Origin of the sequence: Aeribacillus sp. FSL k6-2211 (assembly GCF_037966125.1) — a bacterium.
Lineage (GTDB): Bacteria > Bacillota > Bacilli > Bacillales > Aeribacillaceae > Aeribacillus > Aeribacillus composti.
The window spans coordinates 2,403,882-2,428,969 of the sequence record NZ_CP150190.1; the positions used below are offsets into that span (position 1 = coordinate 2,403,882).

Genomic DNA, 25,088 nt, shown 5'->3' on the forward strand with positions numbered 1-25,088 from the left:
TTATTCACCTCGTCTCTATTTTTCGCTCTTTTGCCCTTAACTGTCCGCAAGCTGCATCAATATCGTGTCCATGTTCTCTTCGGATCGTGACATTAATCCCTTGTTCCTTTAATGTCCGTTCAAATCGAAAAATTTGATCTTTGCTCGTGCGAACATAATTCCGCTCCGGAACATAGTTGACTGGAATTAAATTCACGTGGCATTTTAAATCTTTTATTAGCTCAGCAAGCTCGAGTGCGTGCTCCACTTGATCATTTACGCCTCCAAACAGTCCGTATTCAAATGAAATTCGCCGCCCTGTTTTGTCAATATAATATTTGACTGCCTTCATTAAATCAGGAAGCTTAAAAGCTTTATTGATCGGCATTAGCTTTGTGCGCAGTTCTGTATTCGGTGCATGGAGGGAAATAGCTAAATTGATTTGTAAATTTTCATCAGCAAATTGATAAATTTTAGGGATAATTCCGCTCGTTGAAACAGTAATGTGGCGGGCGCCAATGTTCAATCCTTTTTCGTCGTTGATGATTTTTAAAAATGACATCATTTCTTCATAGTTGTCAAAAGGCTCTCCAATCCCCATTATGACGACATGGCTGACTCGTTCGCCGATTTCATCTAATATTTGCTGAACTTTTATGACTTGAGCTACAATTTCCCCCGCAGATAAATTTCGTTTTAATCCACCTAATGTGGAAGCGCAAAAGGTGCACCCGATTCGGCAGCCAACTTGTGTTGTCACACATACTGAGTTTCCGTAATTATGCCTCATTAACACCGTTTCAATGGAATAGCCGTCATGGAGCTCAAACAAAAATTTCATCGTGCCGTCTTTTGACGTTTGCTTAACAATTGTTTTCAATGTTGTCAAATCGAAATGCTCCGCCAATGCTTCCTTCAATGACTTTGGCAAATTGGTCATTTTATCGAAAGAGGCAACGCGTTTTTTATACAGCCATTCAAAAATTTGTGCTGCTCGAAAGCTTTTTTCGCCTTGTTGTTCAAGCCATTCTTTTAAATCGGAATATTTTAACGAATAAATAGATGGTTTTACTTGCATCTTGTCCATCATTGTACCTTCCTTCTCAAAGCCGCGATAAAAAATCCGTCGGTATTGAAATATTGCGGCAAAATTTGCACAAAGCCGTTTTCGACGTATTGTCGAACTTTTTCCGGCATTCGATCTTGTAACGTCTCATCTAATTGAAAGTCATCATGCTCCTTTAAAAAATATTTTATCATCTCCTCATTTTCTTGTTTATCTATTGTGCAAGTGCTATAAACAAGCAAACCTCCAGGCTTCACCAAATCAGCTACGGAAGCTAATATCTTTTTTTGCACTGATGTTAAAGAAAGAATATCTTCTTCTGTTTTCGTATATTTAATTTCCGGTTTTTTTCTTATGACACCGAATCCGCTGCACGGTGCATCCACTAAAATTTTATCGAAGCTGTTTGGCGGAAAATGCTCCGAGGCGTTGCGGCTGTCCAGCACTTTTGCGTTTACATTCAAGAGCCCAAGCCTTGATGCTTGCTTTTCGATGAGCTGGATTTTATGCTCGTGCAAATCTAGGGAGACGACTTTACCCGTATTATTCAAAAGCTCTGCAATATGAGTTGACTTCCCTCCCGGAGCTGCACATGCATCCAAAATTTGCTCTCCTTCTTTTACATGTAAAGCTAGCGAGACGAGCATCGAGCTTTCATCTTGAATGGTGAACCAACCTTTTTGATAGAGGCTCGTATTCGCTAAATTTCCTTTTACAGCTTCGATGGCCTCATCAACCAGCTTTCCCTTTACCGCCTTTATTCCTTCTTTTTCCAAAGCAGCGATCGCCTGAGGAACTGTCGTTTTCAGCTTGTTCACTCTAGCTGTCTGTTTAGCATGCAAAAGCTGCGAGGATAATATATTTTCCGCAGTCTCAAACCCGTATTGACTCGCAAGCCGTTCGACAAGCCATTTCGGAGCGCTTGTCTTTACCGCTGTACGCTCAATCGGATCTTGTATATCTTTAATGGTAGGGAGGCCTTTTCGTTGAATATTTCGCAAAACACCGTTTACTAGAGCCGCAATCCCTTTATGTCCTCTCTTTTTGGCGATTTCCACTGCCTCATAAAGAACCGCGCGGTCAGGAATCCGATCTAAATACACCATTTGATAAAGCGATATTCTTAAAAGCTGGATCACCCAATTGCTAATTTTTTTCTTTTTCTCTAGAAAATGCGATAAATAGTAATCAAGAGTCAGCTTCCGCTGGATGGTTCCGTAGACAAGCTCTGTCAATAAAGCAGCATCTTTTTGCTCCAATTCATATTTATCAATCCATGTATTTAGCAGCAGGTTGCTGTATGCTTGTTTTTCTTCGATGGCCACTAGTAAATCCATTGCTAGTTCTCTTGCATTTCGTTTTTTCATTCGAATGTCATCCCTATTTCAATTTGCGTTCCTCTTAAAAATTGCTCGCAGCTCATTTTTTTCTTTCCGGACGGCTGAAGCTCAATAATTTTAATGGAAACGTCATTTCCTGTTGCAACAACGAAACCGTCCTTGTCGACGAAAACAATTGTTCCAGGCTCTGCTTGGTGTTCTTTCTTCACTTTTTCTCCCCACCAAATTTTAATCGTCTTTCCGTTCAAAACCGTGTAGGCAACTGGCCAAGGATTTAACCCGCGAATGTGGTTGTACACCTCTTCACCGCTTTTCGTCCAATCGATTTTTTCCTGTTCCCTTTGAATATTCCAGGCAAATGTGGCTTTCGTTTCATCTTGCGGAATTGGAGTTATACTGTTTTCTAAAATTTTCGGTATCGTTTGTGATAAAAGATTGGCGCCTGCTTCGCTCAATTTGTCGTGCAATGTAGCAACCGTATCCCTTTCATCAATTGGAACTTCGACTTGTGTTAAAATATCTCCGGCATCCAGTTTTTCCACCATATACATGATCGTAACTCCCGTCTTCTTTTTGCCTTGCATGATGGCATAATGAATGGGTGCTCCGCCTCGCAGCTCAGGCAAAAGAGAAGCATGTACATTTATACAGCCATATTTCGGTGCGTCCAAAATCTCTTTTGGCAAAATTTGACCAAAAGCAGCCGTTACAATTAAGTCGGGTTTTAACGCCAAAATTTTTTCTATTTCTTCTTTGTGACGGATTTTTTCAGGTTGAAGCACTGGAATGTTATGTTGTTCTGCAGCCACTTTTACAGGCGGAGGCGTCAATTGTTTTTTTCTTCCTTTCGGGCGGTCTGGCTGTGTGACAACCGCACAAACGTCATGACCGTCTTTTACGATTCGATTTAGCACTGGTACAGCAAAGTCAGGCGTGCCCATAAATATAATTTTCGCCATACATATCTCCCTTCTATTGTTTCCAACTCATCGACATCTAAAAACTAGATATGATGCTAACAATTTACATAACCAATTTATAGAATGGTATACGGATTTAGATCAATCATCAATTTTAAATCCGTTTGCGACATGTCCTCTTCATAATGCTCGAACAATAATTTCAGTGTTTTATACAAGTTTTTTTCCCGTTTGTATTTTATCATGCATTGAAATCGATATCTATCTTTCATCTTCGGTATTGGCGAACTGACAGGACCGAGGATCTGCGCCTCATTTGATAAATGAAGCTTTAAATATTGTCCAATTTTCTCCGTTACTTCAGCTGCTTTTATCGCATTTGGATGGGAAACGGTAATGAGAATGAGAAAATAATAGGGCGGATAGGCAAAAGATTTTCTCATTTTCATTTCCTGTCGATAAAATGTTTCAAAATCATGCAAGCTTGCCAATTGAATGGAGTAATGCTCAGGCGTATAAGTTTGAATCACCACTTCCCCCGGAAGCTCATGCCGGCCTGCTCTTCCGCTTACTTGCGTTAATAATTGAAACGTTTTTTCTCCAGACCGGAAATCAGGAAGATGGAGCATCGTGTCAGCCGAAAGCACTCCGACCAATGTGACATCAGGGAAGTCCAATCCTTTTGCAATCATTTGTGTTCCAAGCAGGATGTCTGCTTTTTTTTCGCCGAATGCGTTTAAAAGCTTTTCATGCATTCCTTTACGGCTGGTCGTGTCGACATCCATCCGTATGACACGCGCTTCCGGGATAAGCCTGTTGAGCTCTTCCTCGATACGCTGAGTTCCTGTTCCGAAAAAGCGGATATGCTCGCTTCCACATTCTGGGCATCGCGACGGCATGGCTGTTTCGAATTGGCAATAGTGGCATTTTAGCTTTTCCCCATGCCGATGATAAGTAAGGGAAATATCGCAATGAGGACATCCTATGACATGTCCGCAATTTCTGCACATGACGAAGGAAGAATAGCCGCGCTTGTTTAATAAAAGTACAGATTGCTCTCCTTTCTTCAAGCGATCTGTCAGCTTTTCAAACAACGTTCTTGAAAACATCGATCGGTTGCCGTTTCTCAGCTCCTCCCGCATGTCGACAATATGGACTTCCGGCAGAGGACGGCGGTTGACGCGTTCTTTTAAAGTTAACAACGTATAAACGCCTTTTTGTGCTCTCGCAAATGATTCAAGCGTCGGAGTGGCGCTTCCTAAAATGACTGGACATTGATGATATTTCCCTCTGTAAATGGCAACGTCCCTTGCATGATACCGAGGACTTTCCTCCTGTTTATAGCTAGTTTCATGCTCTTCATCAATAATAATGATGCCGATATTTTGAAACGGGGCAAAAATTGCTGATCTCGCCCCGACGACAAGCTTCGCTTCTTTCCGGTAAATTTTCCGCCATTCATCGAACTTTTCCCCGCTGGACAACCCGCTATGAAGAACAGCAACCTGGCTGCCAAATCTGCTTTTAAACCGCTGAACCATTTGAGGAGTCAACGATATTTCAGGTACTAGCACGATCGCTTCTTTTCCTTCATTCAATACCTTCTCGATCGCTTGCAAATAAATTTCCGTTTTGCCGCTTCCCGTGACCCCATACATTAAAAATACTTCGTGCTCGTGTCGATTCAGCTTGTCTAAAATCGGCTCCATTGCACGTTTTTGTTCGTCAGTTAACGGTAAAGGCTTCGTTCTCGGAAACTGTTTATGCTCATAAGGATCTCTGTAAATTTCTACTTGCTCCTCTGTCAAAATACCTTTTTTAATTAACGCTTTGACGGCAATTGAAGCTCCTTGTATGCTGTTCGTCAACTCCGTTAATAAAATCGGATTAGGATGATCAATAAAAAATTGAATAACCTCTTTCTGTTTATGGGCGCGAGCTGGCAAATGCTGAAGCTGTTCTTCAAGCTCACGAACCGGCAAAAGAGGCTTTACATATTTCACAAGCCGTTTTTTTTGCTTTTGTTCGACACGATAATCGATTTGCAAATTCCCATTACGAATTTCCTTTTGAACGACGGCGACAAGTGATGAAGGTAAATCCTCCCATGAAAGCGGCCCTCCTTTTTCGAAAGCAGTCCTGATCTCTTCAGGCAAATCCTCCAATTGAGCGGAGCTCGATGGCTTGATTTCTTTTATGTACCTCGTTTTCATCGCAGCCGGAAGCATTGCCTGAAAAGCGGTGATTTTATAGCAAAGAGTCGTTTCACTAAGCCATGCGCCAAGCTCTAACAGTTCATGATTTAATACCGGTTCCGGATCAAAAAGCGAATGGATCGGTTTCACACTGTCAATATCTGTTTCATTTTTTAACTGAACGACAAATCCAGTAAGCTTGCGGGAGCCGAAAGGAACGATGACCCTCATGCCAGGCTGGATTACGCCAGCGAATTTATTTGGAATTTCGTAGTCAAATAGCTTGTCCGTGCCTTTTGCCGGGACATCCACAACAACGCTTGCATACCGCATTATCTATTCACCTTTCAAAAGCTTTTCAATTTCTCTTAAAATTGCATTTGCCACTTCTTTTTTAGACATAAGCGGATACGCCTTCTTTTCTCCGTTTCTATGAAAAATCGTCACTATATTTGTATCCTTTTGAAATCCTGCTCCTGGTTCATTTACATTGTTGGCGACAATTAAATCCAAGTTCTTTTCATTCAGCTTATGCAGCGCATATTGTTCAACATTTTCCGTTTCCGCCGCAAATCCTACCAGCAATTTTGTTCCTTTCTTCTCGCCGAGTCTTTTTAAAATGTCTTCCGTACGTTCCAATTCAATGACTAATGAGCCGTCCTTTTTTTTCATTTTTTGATCAAATGTTTGTTTCGGCCGATAATCAGAAACTGCGGCAGATTTAATCACAATGTCGGCTTTGTCAAAATGGTTCATCACTTCATGATACATCTCTTCAGCACTTTCAACTGGCACAAATGTCACCCCGGCCGGCGGCGCAAGAGAAGTCGGACCGGAAATTAAAATTACGCTCGCTCCAAGCTCCTTCGCCTGCTCGGCGATCGCATAGCCCATTTTTCCGCTTGAATGGTTGGAGAAAAACCGGACAGGATCTATTTTTTCCCTTGTCGGCCCCGCAGTAATGATAATTGTTTTCTGATTCAAGACGGAAGGTACCTTCGTTTGATCGGAAAAATGGTTTTGAATGAGTTCAACGATTTTGTCCGGCTCTTCCAGGCGGCCTTTGCCAACGTAACCGCATGCAAGATGTCCTTCTTGCGGTTCAATAAACTGATAGCCGTCCCGATAAAGCGTTTCAATGTTGCGTTTTACAGCCGGATGGTCATACATATGTACATTCATTGCAGGAGCAATCCAAACCGGTGCAGTTGTCGCCAGCAGTGTCGTTGTCACCATATCATCGGCAATCCCTGAGGCAAGTTTCCCAATGATATTGGCAGTTGCTGGAGCTACGAGCACTAAATCAGCCCAGTCGGCTAAATCGATATGTGCAATCACTTTCGCATCTTTTTCATCAAAAGTATCTAAAAACACTTCATTTCTCGATAGTACTTGAAACGTCAAAGGGGTGACGAATTTCGTAGCAGATTCTGTCATGATCACTTTCACATCAAAACCCGCCTGTGTCAGCTTGCTCGTCAAAGCTGCAGCCTTGAAAACCGCTATTCCTCCCGTTACACACAATAAAATACGTCTCGGACGTGCCACTTTGTTCTCCTCCTATTTCTCAGCTTTTTAAAAAAATAACAACCTATCAAGTAGGTTGTTATGACAGCAGCTATTATTTCTCAATCTTTTCATAATTAAGCAGCCCTGCATCAATTTCTTCCAGCGCTTTTCCGACATATTTTACAGATACCGTGTTTTCCAATTGCTGGTCATTGTTTTGCTGCATTTGCCGCGCTCTTTTTGCTGCTACAGTTACTAGTGTATATTTTGAATTGATACGGTTTAATAGGGAATCAATTGATGGATAAAGCATCAAGACTCAACCTCCAAAAATTTTTTGTACATTTGTGCAACTCTTTCCCTTCTGCAATGTTCAGCAGTCACAATCGCTTTAATTTTTTCACAGGCAAGATTCACTTCATCATTAACAACAACATAGTCATAATAATCCATCATGTCAATTTCTTCTTTTGCTTTTTTCATCCGATTATTGATCAAGTCAGCTGACTCTGTTCCTCTCGTGACAATTCGATTTTTCAGTTCTTCCAGGCTAGGCGGGAGTAAAAATATAAACAACCCGTCAGGAAATGCCTTTTTAACTTGAAGAGCCCCTTGAACTTCAATTTCTAGAAAAACATCTTTTCCTTCTGCAAGTGTTTTCTCTACATATTCAACGGGTGTACCGTAATAATTCCCAACATATTCTGCCCATTCAAGCAGTTTGTTTTCCTTAATCATCTGTTCAAATTGTTCGCGTGTTTTAAAAAAATAATCTACACCGTCCTTCTCACCCTCCCGTGGGGTTCTCGTCGTCACTGAGATCGAATATTGAAAATTGACGTCTTTTTGTGCAAACAACGCTTTGCGAACAGTGCCTTTTCCCACTCCGGACGGTCCAGACAAAACAATTAACAAACCTTTTTTCTTTAATTGCATTTCAAATTTACCCTACCCTTCATCAGACAGCTCATCTTTATTGGAAAGCCTTTGAGCAACTGTTTCCGGTTGGACGGCAGACAATATAATATGGTCAGAATCCATTATAACAACTGCTCTCGTCCTTCTTCCATATGTCGCATCAATAAGCATTCCTCGTTCTCTTGCATCTTGAATCATCCGCTTTATCGGAGCCGATTCGGGGCTTACAATGGAAATGATGCGGCTTGCTGAAACGATGTTGCCAAAGCCAATATTAATTAATTTAATTCCCATGATTTTTCCCCCTAAAAAGCCTTTATTCAATATTTTGAACTTGCTCTTTTAATTTTTCAATAACAGTTTTCAATTCCACAACGAAAGCAGAAATGGCCGAATCATTCCCTTTAGCTCCGATCGTATTGGCTTCCCGGCTCATCTCTTGTACGATAAAATCAAGCTTCCGCCCTATCGGTTCATCTTTTTCGATCGTTTTTCGAAACTGGCTCAAATGGCTTTCTAATCTTGTCAATTCTTCCGTAATATCCGATTTGTCAGCGAAAATTGCCACTTCCAACAATATTCTATTCTCATCAATATTCCCTGTTATAAACTCGGATAAACGCTTTTGCAATTTATCTCTGTAGTTGCTTGCGACAATACTGGCTCTTGATTGAATATGCTCTATGATTTGCTCTAACGCTTCCAAATGCTCAAGCAAGTCTTCTTTTAGCTTGCTTCCTTCTGCAGCCCGCATTTCCAGAAGTTGATTGGCCGCTTCATGAACAGCTTCTAACATCATACATTCAAGCTCTTCATTTTCATTCGCAACCTCTTGAATTTCAAAAATATGTTCATCATGCAAAAGGTGCATGAAACGAATGGAATCATCTATATGAAAACGGCGTTTCATTTCGTTCAAAGCGTCTATGTATTGAGCGGCAAGGGACCAGTCAACGTTTAGGGTTCTGGAAAAAAGACCCTCTCCGCTGACCGTGATGTACAATTCCACACGTCCTCGATTTATATAAGATTGTACGGCTTTCTTTATTTTTTCTTCAAGCGAAAAAAAATTTTTAGGCATCCGCACGCTGATTTCACAAAACCGGTGATTGACCGATCTCATCTCAACTGTTATTTGCATCTGCTGCACCGTTTTTACCGAGCGGCCAAATCCCGTCATGCTTAATACCATTGTACCACATCCGTTCTTTCGTCGCCTTCAAAACAAAAGAAAAAAAGAAAGGTCATAGAATAGCATCTATCACCTGAAAAAATTATAACATAACTCAGCTTTCGCAGTCCAAAATCTTGTTTAAATGCTTGATGTAAATGGTTTTGGGAAGTACAAAATTATCATTTGACATTTTTTAAAACATAAAGAAAGACACCTATTCTTTTGGTAAAATATTGGTGACGAAACCAAATCCAAAAGAAAGGTGTCACCACTATGATAACGAATAAAGACTACTTTGCGCAATTACCAAAAGAAATTAAACAAGGATTTTCCGAATTAAATATTGGATATCATTTAAGAAAAGCGAATATTACGAAACTTTCCGGGTATTCTTGTCTTACTGTTTTCAAACTGATTTTTCTTTTAGTCTTCCAATATAAGAACTGGTTTCGTGCTTTTATGAGTAAACGATCTCAGGATCTGCCCGGAAAGGATACAGTCTATCGCTTTTTAAATACACCAACCTATCATTGGAGAAAGTTTCTGCTTTCATTAAGCAGTGAAATGATCCGTCTGCTTCAACCATTAACTTCAAAAGATCGTGTCACAGCTTTTGTGATTGATGATTCTGTCTTTTCAAGAAACCGTAGTAAGTCGGTTGAACTGTTGGCTAAGGTTTTTGATCACTCTACCCATCAGTACTTGAAAGGGTTTCAAATGCTTACCCTTGGCTGGACCGATAGTTTTACTTTTATTCCCGTTGATTTTGCTCTTCTAAGTTCACCGAAAAAGGAAAATCGCCTGCAAGAAATCAATACCAATATTGATAAACGAACATCTGGCTATAAGCGTCGCCAGGAAGCTCTGAAATCAAAACCGGACGTGGCTTCAGCTTTACTTGATCATGCGCTTGAAAAAGGGATTATAGCTGACTATGTTCTCATGGATTCCTGGTTTACACAAGCGCCTTTAATTGAGAAGATTACGAACAAAGGGTTATTTGTCATTGGCTTGGTGAAGCAATTAAAGCAGCGATACGTTTACAATGGTGAACGTTTCACACTGAATCAACTTTACAAATTGGCAAAACCTCACATGGGTAAAAAAGACATTCGCGGATCCGTTTATGCTACTTTAGACAATGGAATTCCAGTAAAAATTCTATTTGTACGAAACCGTAATAAACGGAGCGAATGGCTTGCCATTCTCAGCACAGATACAACATTAGAAAATGAAGAGATCATTCGTATTTACGGCATGCGTTGGGACATTGAAGTCTTCTTCAAATGCAATAAATCCCTTTTAAATTTAGAGAAAGAATTCCAGGGACGTTCCTACGACATGTTAATTAGCCATACAACCATTGTTTTTACACGATATATTCTCATTGCTTGGCAAATGCGAAAAGAGGAGGATCCTAAGACGATTGGCAACCTTTTTTACATCCTTTGCGAAGATGTAAAAGACATAGATTTTATTACTGCCCTTCAATCACTTATTGACCTTTTCCAAACTTTGGCGGAAGCCGAGGTTTCTTTGAACATGGACATCTTTAAAAATCAAATGAATAAATGGTTGGCCACTATACCTAATTATATCAAGCAATGCTTAAATATTTCTGTGTGCGAAAGTTGAGTAACATAACTTATCGTTTTTTTCTTGTTAAAATTGATCCTGCCAGCAAAAATGTCGGCAGAGCGGACATGACGAAAATAAACAGCCAATCTCGAGCCATGATAGGCGTTGTATGGAAAATCGGTTGAAGCGGCTCATAATAAATGACAACAAGCATTAAGATTATGGATGAAAAGACTGCCAGCAGCAAATAAATGTTGCTAAAAGGATTCCGGTCAAAAATCGTTTTTTCCGTTCTTGAATCAAACACTAAAATCAATTGGGACAAAACAAGTGTTGCAAAAGCAGCTGTTTGCGCGTAGGCAAGCTGTTCTGTATTCCGTTCATAAATGAAGTAAAAGACAAGTAGTGTGGACAGCCCGATTAAAAACCCGCGAGATAAAATTTTCCAGCCAAGCCCTCTCGAAAAAATCCCTTCTTTCGGATCGCGAGGCTTTCTTTTTAACACATCTTCTTCTGCAGGATCAAGGCCAAGCGCCATAGCCGGCAGGCCATCTGTTACAAGATTCACCCACAAAATTTGAATCGGAACAAGCGGCAGTGGCAATGCTAAAATCATGGCAAATAACATAACTAGTATCTCTCCTACATTTGATGCTAATAAATAGCGAATAAATTTCCTGATATTGTCATAAATATTGCGCCCTTCTTGAATCGCTGCTTTAATGGTGGCAAAGTTATCATCAACGAGAATAAGAGAGGAAGCTTCTTTTGCCACATCGGTGCCGCTCATTCCCATCGAAATGCCTATGTCTGCCGCTTTGATTGCCGGGGCATCATTTACGCCGTCTCCAGTCATTGCAACGATATGTCCTTTGTTTTGCAATGCTTTCACAATTTTCAATTTATGCTCCGGAGAAACTCTGGCAAATACGTAAATATCATCAACTACTTCTTCCAATTCTTCAATCGTGAGCTTGGACAAAGATGATCCGTCCATTACTTTACCGTTAGGCGGCAATATTTCTAGTTCTTTTGCGATAGCTTGTGCGGTAATAACATGATCGCCTGTTATCATGACAGTTTTAATGCCTGCTTCACCGCATTCCTTCACCGCTTGTTTCACTTCTGGTCTTGGCGGGTCAATCATTCCTTGTATGCCAATGAAAATAAGAGAAGATTCCGCTTCAGCTTGGGGTAGAGATCCTGTATGAAGCGGTTTGTATGCAACTGCTATCGTTCTTAATGCTTCGTTTGCCTGATGAAAAATCGCCTTTTGAATGTCATTTTTTCGCTGTTCCGTTAAACGTTCTTTTCTATCGTGCCAAAGAACATGTGTCGAACGTTCTAATATAACATCTGGAGCTCCTTTTGCAACTGCAAAGCATTTTCCGTCTTTATCTTGAACAATGACGGACATCATTTTTCGGTCGGAGTCAAAAGGAAATTCTCGCATAATATGAAATTGCTTCAATAATTTTGATTTTGCCAGCCCCGCTTTCATGCCAGCCACGATCAACGCACCTTCCGTCGGGTCGCCATCAAGGGAATATTCTCCATTTGTTTCAATAATATCAGATGTTGAAGCAAGCATTCCAAACATTAACATTTGCTTCAACGGTTTATGAGCAGCCGGATCAATTTTTTTTCCGTTTTCAAAAAACTCCCCAGCAGGCTGATAGCCCGCACCTGTTACCTTCCATGATTTATTGCTTATCCAAATGTCTGTCACAGTCATTTGGTTTTGAGTCATTGTTCCTGTTTTATCTGAACAAATGACGGTTGCACATCCGAGCGTTTCAACAGCTGGAAGCTTTCGGACAATTGAATTTTTCTTGATCATCCGCTGGACGCCCAATGCCAATGCAACCGTAACAATCGCCGGCAAGCCTTCAGGAATCGCCGCCACTGCCAGCGAGACCCCCGCCAAAAACATTTCATAAACAGCATGTCCTTGCATGACTCCGATTCCTGCTACTAATACCGTCAAGAGAAGAGCTACAACAATTAAAACTTTGCCCAGCTCTTCTAATTTTCTCTGCATCGGTGTCAATTGCTGCTCCTGGGTTTGCAGCAAATCTGCAATTTGCCCCATTGCCGTTTTCATGCCTGTAGCCACGACAACGCCGACTCCGCTTCCTCTTGTTACAAGCGTGCCCATAAAGGCCATATTTTGCATATCGCCAACGGATCCTTGATTCCCTTTTAATGGGCGTGTATGTTTTCCAACAGGGACGGATTCGCCAGTTAGTGCCGACTCCTCGACTTCAAGGCTTGATACCTGAATGAGACGCACATCAGCTCCGATTCGATCGCCGCTTTTAAATTTAATGCAGTCCCCTACGACAATTTCTCTCGAAGGGATCTTCACCCACTTCCCGCTGCGCAATACAGTAGTCTGCGGGCTTGACAGTTCTTTTAATGCAGCAAGAGACTTCTCTGCCTTTTTCTCTTGAATAAATCCAAGAACTCCGTTCAAAATCACAATCGCAATAATGGCAACTGCATCAATATACTCTCCTAAAAGGCCGGAAATGACGGTTGCCGCAATTAAAACAAGAACCATGAAATCTTTAAACTGGCCGAAAAATAACAAAAGATTTGATTGCCGTTTTCCTTCTGCAAGCTCATTGTATCCTAATTTTTTTCTGCGGTTTTCTGCTTCTTTTTCTGATAATCCTTTTTTTATATCGACATTCAATGATTGAATTACTTCTTGTTCTGTCAATTCATGCCATTTCATGAATTTCTGTTTCACCCCTTTTCACCTTTTGATACACGCTCTAAGAACAACATATTCAGCCTTGTCCTAAAACATGTTATAATTTAGTAAGTTTTTTCTTGGACTTCATGGAAAAAGGGTGAGCAAATATGTCTTTTGACGGCATTTTTACATATTGTGTTCAAAGAGAATTGAAACAAGAGCTTGAAGGCGGAAAAATCACAAAAATTCATCAGCCTTCTAAGCACGATCTTATCTTGCAAATTCGTCAGAAAGGTAAAAATTATCGTCTGCTTATATCCAATCATCCCAATTTTGCGCGCATTCATCTTACAGCCTCCAACTATGATAATCCGCAAGAACCGCCGATGTTCTGTATGGTTTTAAGAAAGCATTTGGAAGGAAGCATCATTGAGGAAATCAGCCAGGTCGGACTTGATCGAATCGTCATGCTGCAAATGAGATCCCGCAATGAATTAGGGGATATCACCAGGAAACAATTATTTGTCGAGATCATGGGAAAACATAGCAACATCATCTTAGTCGATCAAGAAAAGAAGATGATCATTGACAGCATCAAACATGTATCAGCTGCAGTCAATCGCCATCGCTCTGTTTTGCCCGGACACGCATATGTTTTTCCTCCAGACCAAGGCAAATTGAATCCTTTTCATGCTTCAGAAGAAACGGTTTTGAAAAAAATTGATCTGTTTTCAGGAAAATTTGAAAAACAAATTGTCGACCAATTTGCTGGCATCTCGCCTCTGTTGGCAAAAGAAATCGTCTACCGCTCTGGAATCGCCAATAAGGAATCGGTTGCCAGAACGCTTACGTCCGTTTTAAATCAAATAAAAAGCGGAAGCATTGTTCCGCAAATGACAAAAACTTTAAATAAAGAATATTTTTATATTTTGCCTTTAGAGCACGTAAAAGGAGAAAGGAAAACATTTTCTACCATAAGCGAATTGCTAGACCGATATTTTTACTCGAAAGCGGAACGCGATCGAGTGAAGCAGCAAGGGCAGGATTTAGAACGCTTCATCATCAACGAGCGAAAAAAGAATGAAACGAAAATCCAAAAGTTAAAACACACGCTCAAAGAGGCTGAAAAAGCAAATACGCTGCAGCTTTACGGCGAACTATTGACAGCGAACATGCATGCTGTGAAAAAAGGGGATAAAGAAGTCGAAGTGATCAACTATTATGACGAGGATGGACAAAAGATCAAAATTCCGCTTGATCCTTTGAAAACTCCTTCCGAAAATGCGCAAAGTTATTTCCAAAAATATCAAAAAGCCAAAAATTCCGTTTTAGTTGTCAAATCACAAATCGAAAAAGCAGAACAAGAAATCGAATATTTTGACCGGCTTCTCCAACAGCTTGAAACGGCTTCCCCTAAAGACTTAGAGGAAATTCGAGAAGAATTGATCGAAGGGGGATATTTGAAAAAAAGAGCGAACCACCCGAAGAAGAAAAACGTAAAACCAGTATTGGAAACTTATCTGTCCAGCGACGGAGTTGAAATATTAGTCGGCAAAAACAACAAGCAAAACGAATACTTGACAAACCGGGTTGCTGCTAGAGACGATATTTGGCTTCATACAAAGGACATACCCGGCTCCCATGTTGTGATCCGAAAAAAGGATCCATCTGAACAGACCATTTTAGAAGCAGCGAATCTTGCAGCTTATTTCAGCAAGGCGCGTCAGTCAAGCTCCGTACCTGTCGATTATACAAAAGTGCGCTATGTAAAAAAACCGAATGGCGCCAAGCCTGGGTTTGTCATATATGAAAATCAGCAAACGGTCTATGTGACGCCTGATGAAGAGCTCGTGCTGAAGTTGAAAAAACAATAGACGTTTTTTCTGCTTCTCCTTCTGCTTTTATAAGCTTCTTTTATGAAACTCTTACTCCATTAACAACGTTGATCATCGGGAATGTCGCCTTCACTAGCTCTAATCTTGAAAAATTATGTACGCCTCATTTCAGTACAGAGAAAAAGGAAACCATTCATAACACGGTTTCCTTTTTCAAATATTTATTCTCTTCTCTTGTTGCAAACGCTTCTTCAACTCTGAAGCGAAGCAGTTCTTTTACAGCCGAATGGTTTCCGATATGATCAGTTAACATAATATTTTTATTCGTTACCTTTTTCAATTGCTCGATTTCCTTTTGAACTCCTTTTAACAATAGACCTGTAAACAATAAATAAGGCACAAAAATTATTTCTTCTTCCGTCATTTTTGGAACGGATTGAACAACATCTTGAAAAAGAGGAGAAGCTGCGGTTAAAAAGCAGCACGTCACCGGTACTTCCAATCGCTCTTCAAGCATGCGGCCAATCCTTAAAAAATCTTGCTGCATTTCCACATCGCGGCTTCCTCGACCGATCAAAATCATTCTAGACTTTTTCGGTCTATTCAAAACGCGTTTAATTCGGTCTTCCACCGCCTGTAGCATCAATTCATCAACGCCAAAAGGCATGCCATAGGAGATCATTGCTTCCGGATACTTTGTCTGCAATGTCGAAAGAATAGCTGGTATATCTTGTTTGGCATGGCCGGCAGCTAATAACAGCACTGGGATTACCGCAATATGAGCAGCTCCTTTTGCGAAACAGGATGCAAATCCTTCCTCAATGGTAGGCTTTGCAAGCTCAAGGAAAGAGATTTCTTGAATCTCGTATGGCAGGCTCGCCTTCACGTCATTGAAAAAATGAATCGCCTCTTCTCTAGAATCTCGCAACCGACTGCCGTGAAAGATATACAGAACCCCTTTTTTCATAACGAAACACCTGTTGTAAAATCGATGTTGCTCATCTGCTTCTCAAACCAGTTCAACTGGTCATGAAAACGAACGACTTCGCCGATAATGATCATGCATGGATTAGAAATACAATTTTCTTTTGCCGATTTCGCCATTTCCTTCACGTTTGTCGTTACTGTGCGCTGTTCTTCCGTAGTTGCCCATTCAATAAAGGCAACAGGTGTATTGGGATCCTTCCCGCTTCGGACCATCATGTCTTGGATTTCCGGAATATTTTTCACACCCATATAGACGGCAACGGTGTCCGCCGCCTTCATCAAATGAATCGTTTCCTCTTTTGTTTTCCGGTCCCCTGCTCTATGCCCGGTAATAAATGCACACGAAGCGCTGATGTTGCGATGCGTTAGCGGGATGCCAGCATAGGCGGAAGCGGCGGAAGCAGCCGTAACCCCGGGGATTACTTCAAAAGGAATTCGTTTTTGCACCAATACTTCCGCTTCCTCCCCCCCTCTGCCAAACAGATAGGGATCGCCTCCTTTTAACCGCGTTACGATTTTGCCTGCCTGGGCATGCTTCACTAAAAACTTATTGATCGTCTCTTGGCGCATCGTATGGTAATTTGGCAATTTGCCGCAATAAATGAGATCCGCTTCTTTTTTTGCATAAGCAAGGAGCTCTTTGTTGACAAGCCTGTCATATAAAATCACATCCGCCTTCTGAATCGCCTTCATCGCTTTTATTGTGATTAATTCTGGATCTCCTGGGCCTGCTCCGACAATATACACTTTTCCCACGCTGATCTCCCCCACTACGTACAGAGCGTCACGTCGCTTTCATCTATCACAAACCCTGCACTTTTTCGTATTTTTTTCTTTTCGTACAACGTAACATCTTCAATGTCAAGAACCTTTAAATAAAATTTTTCAAGCTCAACATCTACTTGCTCGAATGCTTTCAAATCATTTTCGGCCGCGATGATTACTGGAATTTCCTTCTCCTTCGTTTTTACAAGAAAGCGATACAAATACATGCTGACACCCCATTTAAGCTCCGAGAGGTTCCAAAATCTCATCGAGCTTCGCCTGCAAAGGTTCAATGCCGACGCGATCATAATATTCTAAAAAGGTTTCGCCGGCCAGCTTCGTTTCTTTGAAATATTGCAGAAAATCTTTCAACACTAAATGAAGCTTCTCTGCCTCAATTTTTCCTTTCAATTTTTCATTAAATCGGCCGCCGTCAAGAAGCGTTCCGCCAACATGAATTTCGTAGGCATCGACCATTTTTTTATCTTTTGTTCTCATCAAAACGCCTTGCAGACCGATGTCCGCGATTTGCCGCTGACCGCATGAATTCGGGCAGCCTGTGATGTGCATTCGAACAGGTACATCCAATTCTAATTCTTGATCCAAATATTCGACAATTGTTTTCATCCGCTGTTTCGTTTCAACAAGCGCAAGGTTGCAAAATTCCGTTCCAGTGCAGGAAACGGCATAACCAATGAATGATTTCGGCTTGATGGTAATTCTGCCCTTTTGAAAAATTTCTTCTGCCAGCAAAGCTTCAACTTGATCATCCGGAACGTTCGGAATCACAATATTTTGTGTATTGCAAGTTCGGATTTGTCCATTACCGTATTTTTTGGAAATTCTGGCGATCTCCAGCACTTCCTCGGAATAAAGTCTTCCGAGCGGAACATTAAAGCCGATGTAATTCAAGCCTTTTTGCTTTTGCGGATGAACGCCGTAAAAATATCCTGCATTCCAGCCTTTTGTTTCATCGTTTCCTCTCTCCGGAAGCGGACCTGTCAGTTCAAGCAGTTTTTCTTGGAATTTTTCTACACCCCAATCGGCAACTAAAAATTTTAGACGGGCGCGGTGTCTTTTCTCACGATAGCCGTAATCACGGAAGATGGTTGTGACCGCAATGGCAACATCCTTCACTTTATCCGGGGTTACGAAAATGTTCAATGGTTGGGCCAAATGCGGTTTTGATGATAGTCCGCCACCGACCTTTACATGAAAGCCTTTCACAAGCTTTCCGTCAATCTCTTTTGTAGCTGGTATGAAAGCTAAATCATTGATTTCGGCATGTCCGGAATTGTAGTAGCTTGCACTAATCGAAATTTTATATTTTCTTGGCAAATTGGAAAAATCTCTATTTTTATGGAAAAATTGATGAATTTCTCGCACAATCGGCTCTGTGTCCAAAAGCTCCTCCGGGTCAATGCCCGCAAGAGGATTTCCAATCACGTTGCGGGCGATGTCGCCACAGGCGCCTACCGTTGTTAGACCGACTTCATCCAAGCGTCTAAATATTTCCGGAATGTTCTCGATTTCCAGCCAATGGAATTGGATGGCTTGACGAGTTGTAATATCAAATAGATCCCGGCCAAAATCTCTGCAGATCCCTGCGAGTGCAACGACTTGTTCATAGTTTAATATTCCCGTCGGTACTTTGATCCGCATCATAAAATAACCGTCTTTTTTAGGCCGTTGAAGATACAGCCCCGCCCATTTGAGCAAATCCCAATCTTCTTCCGGAATGGAAGCAAAGCCGTTTTTCGCAAAGGTGTCGATTTCTTCCAAAATATCCAATCCGTCTTTTTCAAGCTTTTTTAATTCAAACTTATTTAAATTTTCATTGTTTGCCCATACTTTTTCATGTGCCATTGCAACTCCCCCAATGTTTAAAATTATAGGAACTTTCGATTTTTTAAATATTGAAAAATATGTTCAACACTTTCTTCTACTGACCATTCCTCAGAATGAACAATGATTTCAGGATTTTCAGGCTCTTCATATGGATCGTCGATACCTGTAAAATGTTTTATTTCACCGTTTCTCGCTTTTTTGTACAGCCCTTTCGGATCTCGTTTTTCACATTCTGATAATGAGCATTTAACATATATTTCAATGAACTCATCATGCTCGAGCAAATTTCTTACTAACTCCCGATCTTCTTTATATGGAGAAATAAAGGCTGTCAAAACAACTTGACCGCTGTCTACAAATAATTTTGCAACTTCTCCAATGCGCCGAATGTTTTCTTTTCGGTCCAATTCCGAAAATCCTAAATCTTTGTTCAACCCATGGCGAACGTTGTCTCCATCTAGTACGTAAGACGAAATATTTTCATTGAACAGTTTTTGGTTTAATGCATTGGCTAACGTTGATTTGCCGGAACCAGACAATCCGGTAAACCATAGAACAAAGCTGTGATGCCCCAACTTTTTCCTCCGCTCTTCTTTTGTGACGGAATGGTGATGCCAAACAATATTTTTACTTGTCACGTTTATTCCACCTCATTTTTGCAATTCTTCTTGGCGCAGTCCTTTTACGAGCACTTCAACAACTTCCGGACGGCTGAAAGTGTTTGGCAGCGGCTCGCCGTTTCGCAGTTTTTCCCTTACTTTTGTGCCTGATAAAATGACACGGTCGTCATCGGAATGCGGACATGTTTTATGGGAGGCCATGCCGTCGCATTTTTTGCAATAAAAGCTGTGTTCAAAAAACAGCGGCGTAATGTCTAATTCCTCTTTTGTAAAGTTGAAAAAGATTTTCTGCGCATCATATGTTCCATAATAATTTCCAACCCCTGCATGGTCTCTTCCAACGATGAAATGCGTACACCCATAATTTTTTCGAACGATAGCATGGAATATCGCTTCCCTTGGTCCGGCATAGCGCATGGCGGCTGGAAAAATTCCTAACAGAACACGATCTTTCGGATAGTAATTTTCCAACAGAACTCGATAGCTTTCCATGCGAATATCCGCAGGAATATCATCCTTTTTTGTTTCGCCGACAAGCGGCTGCAGAAATAATCCGTCTACGGTTTCAAGAGCTGTTTTTTGAATGTATTCATGCGCCCGGTGAACAGGATTTCTCGTTTGAAACCCTACGACTGTATTCCAGCCGAAACGTTCAAAAGCGGCTCGAGATTCCGCTGGTTCAAATGTTTCGTTTGGAAACGGCTTTTCCGTTTTCTTTACTAACACGACATCCCCGCCAAGATAGACAGGTGGACGCTCATACAATTTAGCAACTCCTGGGTGCTCTTCATCTTTTGTCCGATAAACATATTCCGCTTCTTTTTGTTTATCCGGCTTATATTTATCTTCCACTTTGATCACACCGTATACTTCTCCGTTAAATGTCAGCTTAACTTCATCTCCAATGTCGATGCGATCAGCTTGTTCTTCTTCAACAGGAAGTGTAATTGGAATGCTCCAAACTATACCATTGGCAAGACGCATGTTTTCGACAACACTATCATAATCTTTTTTAGTTAAAAAACCCGTTAATGGACTAAATGCTCCAATACCGATTAACTCTAAGTCAGAGAGCCCGATATTATCCAATTCAATTGCTTCTTGAATATGAGAATAATTGTATTCTGGATTATAGCGATTGATTAATGTTCCTCCGTGCGGTGCAATCCCCATTTGATCTCCTCCTTGCTACGCCATATATTCCTATATTCATATTTATTTACTAGGCTTTTGTTGAAAAAATTTTTAGCCTTAGCCGCTAAATAAATCTAAATCGTTGCGATACGCCATCATCAAAAACGAGTAAAAAGAATCATTTCATGAAACGAGTCTTCAAAACTTTATTTTTTATGACGAGTTTTTATAAAGCATTATATGCGGAAAAAGGCCTGCTGTAGATCAAACTATCACTTCACTTGTAAATGATATTCATATTTTGATTGAACAAACACCAAAGATAAAATGATTGAATCAACTATCGATGAAGCCGAAGCAGACGGTTTAGGCACCTTCACCTCCACCGACCATTGAACAGAGAACATTTCCAGCAGTCCGAATGGAGGAAAAAGCGATATGTTTTTACCGCTCCTGTACGACAGGCAGCACCCGCTGCCGCCGCACCGCTTCCTCTAATGGTTATAGGCTTCCATTATTTTGTCACACTCTCATGTAATCCGCATTCAAGCTTTTGATGGCCGACCCATCTTCCAGAACGCAGATCATCCATGTTAATGGCTGGCTGAGTGCAAGGCTGGCAGCCAATGGAAGGATAACCTTGATCATGTAAGACGATATAAGGCAAATCATGTTTATAAACATATCGCCAAACTTCCTTCCATGTCCAGTGGATGAGAGGGCAAATTTTTACCTTTTGGAATTTCTCATCTTTATTAATATAGTTTATATGTTTTCTTGTCGGCGATTGTTCTCTTCTCAATCCTGAAATCCATGCTTTTACAGGTTCAAGTGTCTCCCTTAAAGGAATCACTTTCCGGATGTGGCAGCAAAGATTCGGATCTCTCTCCCAAAGCTTATCCCCATATTGCTCTTTTTGCTCTTCTAATGTGATCTCTGGTTTTTTCAATTCTATATTTAAATCTGGGTATCGATTTTTTACTTTTTCTATGCAATCATAGGTTTCTTTAAAATGCAGCCCTGTATCCAAAAAGACAATCCGTGCGGTCGGATTGACCTTCGATATTAAATCAATGAGTACAATCCCTTCAATCCCAAAGCTGCACGAATACACAATATCATCTTTATATGTTGAATATGCCCATTCCAACACCTCTAGGGCACCTTTTGTGTCCGATGTCTCATCAAACACGAGATCAGGTTCCGCCCAGGTTTCGTACGTAAGCATTCGCCTTTCCCCCTTATTAGAAAAGGAATAGAGCTCGTTCAATAAAAGGATTGAAAACCGCCTCTAGTCGTCTAGTCAGCGGTTTATTTAGACAGCTTTTTATTTCTTTCATTTGTACAAATGATATTTTGTACTTAAAAACTAGGTTAGCAGATTCACAGTGTTCCTTTCAAGAACGTGCTATATGCTTTCAAATTTTATCATAATTTTCCTAAAAGTCAACCCGAGTTTTTTGATTGGAATTAAATATTTTATGAAAGGGAGGTTAAACTTTTTCGAGCCAACTGTCGTTTTCAGGATTTTTTCGCCATAATGACAAGCGGTCGAGATCTTCTTTCGAAATCATTTGTTCTTCCAAAGCCACTTGGATTAAAGTGTCATAATCGCTTAATGCGATCGCCGGAATGCCAGCATTGGCAAAATTTTGCTTTCCTTGAGGAAGACCGTAGGTGAAAATGGCGGCGACACCTAGTACTTGACAGCCAGCATTTCTTAGTGCTTCAACAGCTTTTAAGGAGCTTGCCCCTGTTGAAATCAAGTCTTCGATTACAACCGCTTTTTGTCCTTCCCTCACTTTTCCTTCTATTTGGTTTCCCTTCCCATGCTTTTTCGGTGTGCTGCGCACATAACACATCGGCAATCCCAACTCTTCAGCAACTAATGCCGCATGGGGAATACCGGCTGTCGCAGTTCCAGCAATTAATTCAGCATCGGAAAAATGCTCACTGATTAGTTGAACTAGTCCTTTGTAAATGATTTTGCGGAGCTTCGGATACGATAGAGTCAAACGATTGTCGCAATAAATGGGCGATTTTATTCCGCTTGCCCACGTAAACGGTTCATTTGGTCTGAGAGTAACTGCTTCAATTTCTAGCAAATGTTTGGCGATTTCCTTTTTCATTCCACCTTACCCTCCCATTCTTTTTTTACTTCATTGTAGGCTGCAACAGGATCCTCTGCCTTTGTAATTGTCCTGCCGACAACAATGGCTGATGCGCCTTGTTCCTTTGCAAATTTTGGCGTCGCAATGCGGACTTGATCCTGTGCTCTATCTTTTGCTAAACGAATTCCAGGCGTAACAGTCAGAAAAGATGGACCGCACGTTTTTCTTATTTCGCTTACTTCATGGACAGAACAAACAACACCGCTCATCCCGCTTTTTTTTGCATTTTCCGCATAATGTAAAACCGTCTCAAGCAACGGCTTTTCAATGAGAAGTTCATGTTTTAGCATCTCGCTGGAAGTGCTTGTCAGCTGGGTGACAGCGACAACATCTGGACGCTTATTTCCGCTCTGAGCTCCCGCCTCCAGCCCTTCTATCGCTGCTTCCATCATGTCTCTACCTCCCGCAGCGTGAATAGTGATCAAATCGACTCCGAGCTTGGCAAGTCCTTTCATCGTTTGTTTCACGGTATTTGGTATATCATGCAGCTTCAAATCAAGAAATATTTGATGACCGCTTCGCTGTAATTCTTCGATGATAGAAGGGCCTTCTTGATAAAAAAGTTCCATCCCCACTTTAACAAATAAAGGCTGCTCAAATATTTGCACAAACTGCAATGCTTTTTCTCTCGTATCAAAATCAAGGGCAAGAATTAGAGGACGATTTTTCATCTTTCCAGCTCCTTCCGACACATTCATTCACATGATCAAAGCCTAATTCTTTCAGCCGATTCGGCAACGCATCAATAAGTTCAACACAGACGTAAGGATTGACAAAATTCGCTGTACCAATTGCGACTGCCTTTGCACCTGCCTGCAAAAATTCTATGCAATCATCGACATTCATAATTCCTCCCATGCCGATGACCGGGATTTCTACACTTTGGGAAACCTGATAGATCATACGAACGGCAATCGGCTTGACAGCAGGTCCAGAAAGCCCGCCTGTTCCATTAGCAATAATCGACCGGCCTGTTTTCACATCGATCCGCATGCCGAGGAGCGTGTTGATCATCGTAATTCCGTCTGCTCCCGCTTTTTCCACCGCTTTTGCCATGGCGACAATGTCAGTTACATTTGGAGAAAGCTTGACATAAACCGGTACTGAAGAAACGTTTTTCACAGCTTCTGTTAAATGTCCGGCTACTTCAGGAACTGTTCCGAACATGATCCCCCCTTGTTTAACATTCGGACAAGAAATGTTCAGTTCAAGTGCTTTTACGTTAGGCGCTTTACTGATTTCTTTTGCCACTTCCACATATTCTTCAACAGTCGAGCCGGCAATGTTCGCAATGATCGGAACATCAAATTGAGAAAGCCAAGGAAGCTCTTCCTCCATCACTTTTTTTAATCCGGGATTTTGCAACCCGATGGCATTGAGCATTCCCGACGGCGTTTCCGCCACCCTTGGTGTTGGATTTCCGAATCTAGGCTCAAGCGTTGTTGCTTTGATCATGATCGCTCCAAGCTTGGATAAATCGTACAGCTTGGCAAATTCGCGGCCAAAGCCGAAGCATCCTGATGCGGGCATGATCGGATTTTTTAACTCAAGACCAGGAAGCTTAACAGTTAACATTCCAACATCACCTCCCCGATTCGAAAAACAGGCCCGTCGGTACAGATTTTCTTATAGCCCGAATCATTTGCATCGGTTTTCGTACGGCGGACACAGGCAAAGCAAGCGCCGATTCCGCAGCCCATTCTTTCTTCCAGGGACAAAAACACTTTTTTATGCGGAAATGCTTCTTCTATCGCTTTTAACATTGGAGTTGGTCCGCATGTATAGAGCGTTTCAAATGTGAAGCGTTGTTCATTGATGATATCCATAACGGTTCCTTTTGCGCCGAATGTGCCGTCAACTGTCGCCACAAACGTTTCGCCCAGCTCTTTAAACTCATGTTCGTAAAACACCGCCGCTTTTGTTGAAAATCCTAATACATGGACAACTTCCACTCCATTTTGAACAAGCTGCTTCGACAATTCATAAAGAGGGGGAACGCCAATGCCGCCACCGACAAGCAATGCTTTTTCCTTCGTTTCTTCAACCGGAAAACCGTTTCCGAGCGGTCCGAAAACATCGACAAGCTCACTTGCTTTTTTTCTGGACAATCTTTTCGTTCCGGCGCCTTCTGCCCGATAAATTAATGTCATCGTGTTTTTTTCGGCATTGTATTCGGCAATGCTGATCGGTCTTCTTAATAACAGATCAAAACTGTCATCCACTTTTATTTGAACAAATTGTCCCGGACGAGTAATGCGTTGAACGAGCTCTCCTTTTAATTCCATTTTATAAATGTTTTTCGCAATTGGCCTGTTGCTGATGATTTCCATCCAAGCTTTGATCATTGG

General features: G+C 41.3%; 23 protein-coding genes. 2 read left to right on the top strand and 21 right to left on the bottom strand.

The features are described 5' to 3' along the window. Positions 1 to 4 precede the first annotated feature (4 nt). From rlmN to NSU19_RS11555, 9 genes are all read right to left on the bottom strand, one after another. On the bottom strand, positions 5 to 1,066 hold the full coding sequence (gene rlmN / locus NSU19_RS11515) for a 23S rRNA (adenine(2503)-C(2))-methyltransferase RlmN (RefSeq protein ID WP_339196593.1): 1,062 nt from the start codon (positions 1,064 to 1,066) through the stop codon (positions 5 to 7). Beyond that, on the bottom strand, positions 1,066 to 2,412 hold the full coding sequence (gene rsmB / locus NSU19_RS11520) for a 16S rRNA (cytosine(967)-C(5))-methyltransferase RsmB (RefSeq protein WP_339196596.1): 1,347 nt from the start codon (positions 2,410 to 2,412) through the stop codon (positions 1,066 to 1,068). Before rsmB ends, rlmN begins: the two co-directional genes overlap by 1 nt. Next, the gene (fmt, locus tag NSU19_RS11525; RefSeq protein ID WP_339196598.1) at positions 2,409 to 3,344 is read right to left on the bottom strand and encodes a methionyl-tRNA formyltransferase; all 936 of its coding nucleotides are present in this window, start codon (positions 3,342 to 3,344) and stop codon (positions 2,409 to 2,411) included. The genes rsmB and fmt overlap by 4 nt, the downstream gene beginning before the upstream one ends. A gap of 77 nt (positions 3,345 to 3,421) precedes the next feature. Further along, positions 3,422 to 5,833 carry a primosomal protein N' gene (gene priA, locus NSU19_RS11530; protein ID WP_144597708.1) on the bottom strand — a complete coding sequence of 804 codons (2,412 nt, stop codon included), beginning with the start codon at positions 5,831 to 5,833 and terminating at the stop codon, positions 3,422 to 3,424. Positions 5,834 to 5,836: 3 nt separating this feature from the next. After that, positions 5,837 to 7,048, bottom strand: a complete 1,212-nt coding sequence (gene coaBC / locus NSU19_RS11535) for a bifunctional phosphopantothenoylcysteine decarboxylase/phosphopantothenate--cysteine ligase CoaBC (protein ID WP_066246562.1) — start codon at positions 7,046 to 7,048, stop codon at positions 5,837 to 5,839. A gap of 73 nt (positions 7,049 to 7,121) precedes the next feature. Further along, positions 7,122 to 7,322, bottom strand: coding sequence for a DNA-directed RNA polymerase subunit omega (gene rpoZ, locus NSU19_RS11540; RefSeq protein ID WP_063388646.1), 201 nt, complete (start codon positions 7,320 to 7,322; stop codon positions 7,122 to 7,124). Next, entirely contained in the window at positions 7,322 to 7,945 is a 624-nt protein-coding gene (gene gmk, locus NSU19_RS11545; protein WP_063388455.1) for a guanylate kinase, read from the bottom strand. The genes rpoZ and gmk overlap by 1 nt, the downstream gene beginning before the upstream one ends. A 12-nt stretch (positions 7,946 to 7,957) precedes the next feature. Then, positions 7,958 to 8,221 carry a DUF370 domain-containing protein gene (locus NSU19_RS11550; protein ID WP_063388456.1) on the bottom strand — a complete coding sequence of 88 codons (264 nt, stop codon included), beginning with the start codon at positions 8,219 to 8,221 and terminating at the stop codon, positions 7,958 to 7,960. A 22-nt stretch (positions 8,222 to 8,243) separates the two neighbouring features. Then, positions 8,244 to 9,119 carry a YicC/YloC family endoribonuclease gene (locus tag NSU19_RS11555; RefSeq protein WP_339192956.1) on the bottom strand — a complete coding sequence of 292 codons (876 nt, stop codon included), beginning with the start codon at positions 9,117 to 9,119 and terminating at the stop codon, positions 8,244 to 8,246. A 255-nt stretch (positions 9,120 to 9,374) separates the two neighbouring features. Here NSU19_RS11555 and NSU19_RS11560 point away from each other — a divergent pair, with 255 nt between their 5' ends. Then, positions 9,375 to 10,736, top strand: a complete 1,362-nt coding sequence (locus NSU19_RS11560) for a transposase (RefSeq protein WP_087960047.1) — start codon at positions 9,375 to 9,377, stop codon at positions 10,734 to 10,736. Between the two features lie 10 nt (positions 10,737 to 10,746). Here the strand turns inward: NSU19_RS11560 and NSU19_RS11565 are convergent, their stop codons facing one another. Then, positions 10,747 to 13,419, bottom strand: a complete 2,673-nt coding sequence (locus tag NSU19_RS11565) for a calcium-translocating P-type ATPase, SERCA-type (protein WP_063388647.1) — start codon at positions 13,417 to 13,419, stop codon at positions 10,747 to 10,749. A gap of 128 nt (positions 13,420 to 13,547) precedes the next feature. On the opposite strand from NSU19_RS11565, the gene NSU19_RS11570 reads away from it, so the two are divergent. After that, entirely contained in the window at positions 13,548 to 15,254 is a 1,707-nt protein-coding gene (locus tag NSU19_RS11570) for an NFACT RNA binding domain-containing protein (RefSeq protein ID WP_339196602.1), read from the top strand. 154 nt (positions 15,255 to 15,408) lie between these two features. On the opposite strand, the gene NSU19_RS11575 is transcribed toward NSU19_RS11570, so the two are convergent. The 11 genes from NSU19_RS11575 to NSU19_RS11625 form a co-directional block, all read right to left on the bottom strand. After that, complete coding sequence (locus NSU19_RS11575; protein ID WP_339196605.1) at positions 15,409 to 16,182, bottom strand: sirohydrochlorin chelatase; 774 nt, start codon at positions 16,180 to 16,182, stop codon at positions 15,409 to 15,411. Next, on the bottom strand, positions 16,179 to 16,958 hold the full coding sequence (cobA, locus tag NSU19_RS11580) for a uroporphyrinogen-III C-methyltransferase (protein ID WP_339196608.1): 780 nt from the start codon (positions 16,956 to 16,958) through the stop codon (positions 16,179 to 16,181). Before cobA ends, NSU19_RS11575 begins: the two co-directional genes overlap by 4 nt. A gap of 14 nt (positions 16,959 to 16,972) precedes the next feature. Next, entirely contained in the window at positions 16,973 to 17,194 is a 222-nt protein-coding gene (locus NSU19_RS11585; RefSeq protein WP_063388461.1) for a DUF3906 family protein, read from the bottom strand. Positions 17,195 to 17,207: 13 nt separating this feature from the next. After that, positions 17,208 to 18,833 (bottom strand): ferredoxin--nitrite reductase, encoded by a 1,626-nt coding sequence (locus NSU19_RS11590; protein WP_063388462.1) that lies wholly within the window; start codon positions 18,831 to 18,833, stop codon positions 17,208 to 17,210. A 23-nt stretch (positions 18,834 to 18,856) separates the two neighbouring features. Beyond that, positions 18,857 to 19,453 carry an adenylyl-sulfate kinase gene (cysC, locus tag NSU19_RS11595; RefSeq protein WP_339196612.1) on the bottom strand — a complete coding sequence of 199 codons (597 nt, stop codon included), beginning with the start codon at positions 19,451 to 19,453 and terminating at the stop codon, positions 18,857 to 18,859. Positions 19,454 to 19,465: 12 nt separating this feature from the next. After that, entirely contained in the window at positions 19,466 to 20,608 is a 1,143-nt protein-coding gene (gene sat, locus NSU19_RS11600; RefSeq protein ID WP_339196615.1) for a sulfate adenylyltransferase, read from the bottom strand. 475 nt (positions 20,609 to 21,083) lie between these two features. After that, positions 21,084 to 21,797 (bottom strand): phosphoadenylyl-sulfate reductase, encoded by a 714-nt coding sequence (locus NSU19_RS11605; RefSeq protein ID WP_339196618.1) that lies wholly within the window; start codon positions 21,795 to 21,797, stop codon positions 21,084 to 21,086. Between the two features lie 265 nt (positions 21,798 to 22,062). Further along, a complete protein-coding gene (gene pyrE, locus NSU19_RS11610) occupies positions 22,063 to 22,698 on the bottom strand; it encodes an orotate phosphoribosyltransferase (protein WP_339196621.1) in 636 nt (211 codons plus the stop codon). After that, positions 22,695 to 23,411 (bottom strand): orotidine-5'-phosphate decarboxylase, encoded by a 717-nt coding sequence (pyrF, locus tag NSU19_RS11615; protein ID WP_339192963.1) that lies wholly within the window; start codon positions 23,409 to 23,411, stop codon positions 22,695 to 22,697. The genes pyrE and pyrF overlap by 4 nt, the downstream gene beginning before the upstream one ends. After that, positions 23,380 to 24,315 carry a dihydroorotate dehydrogenase gene (locus NSU19_RS11620; RefSeq protein ID WP_063388468.1) on the bottom strand — a complete coding sequence of 312 codons (936 nt, stop codon included), beginning with the start codon at positions 24,313 to 24,315 and terminating at the stop codon, positions 23,380 to 23,382. Before NSU19_RS11620 ends, pyrF begins: the two co-directional genes overlap by 32 nt. Beyond that, entirely contained in the window at positions 24,309 to 25,085 is a 777-nt protein-coding gene (locus NSU19_RS11625) for a dihydroorotate dehydrogenase electron transfer subunit (protein WP_339192964.1), read from the bottom strand. The genes NSU19_RS11620 and NSU19_RS11625 overlap by 7 nt, the downstream gene beginning before the upstream one ends. Positions 25,086 to 25,088 lie beyond the last annotated feature (3 nt).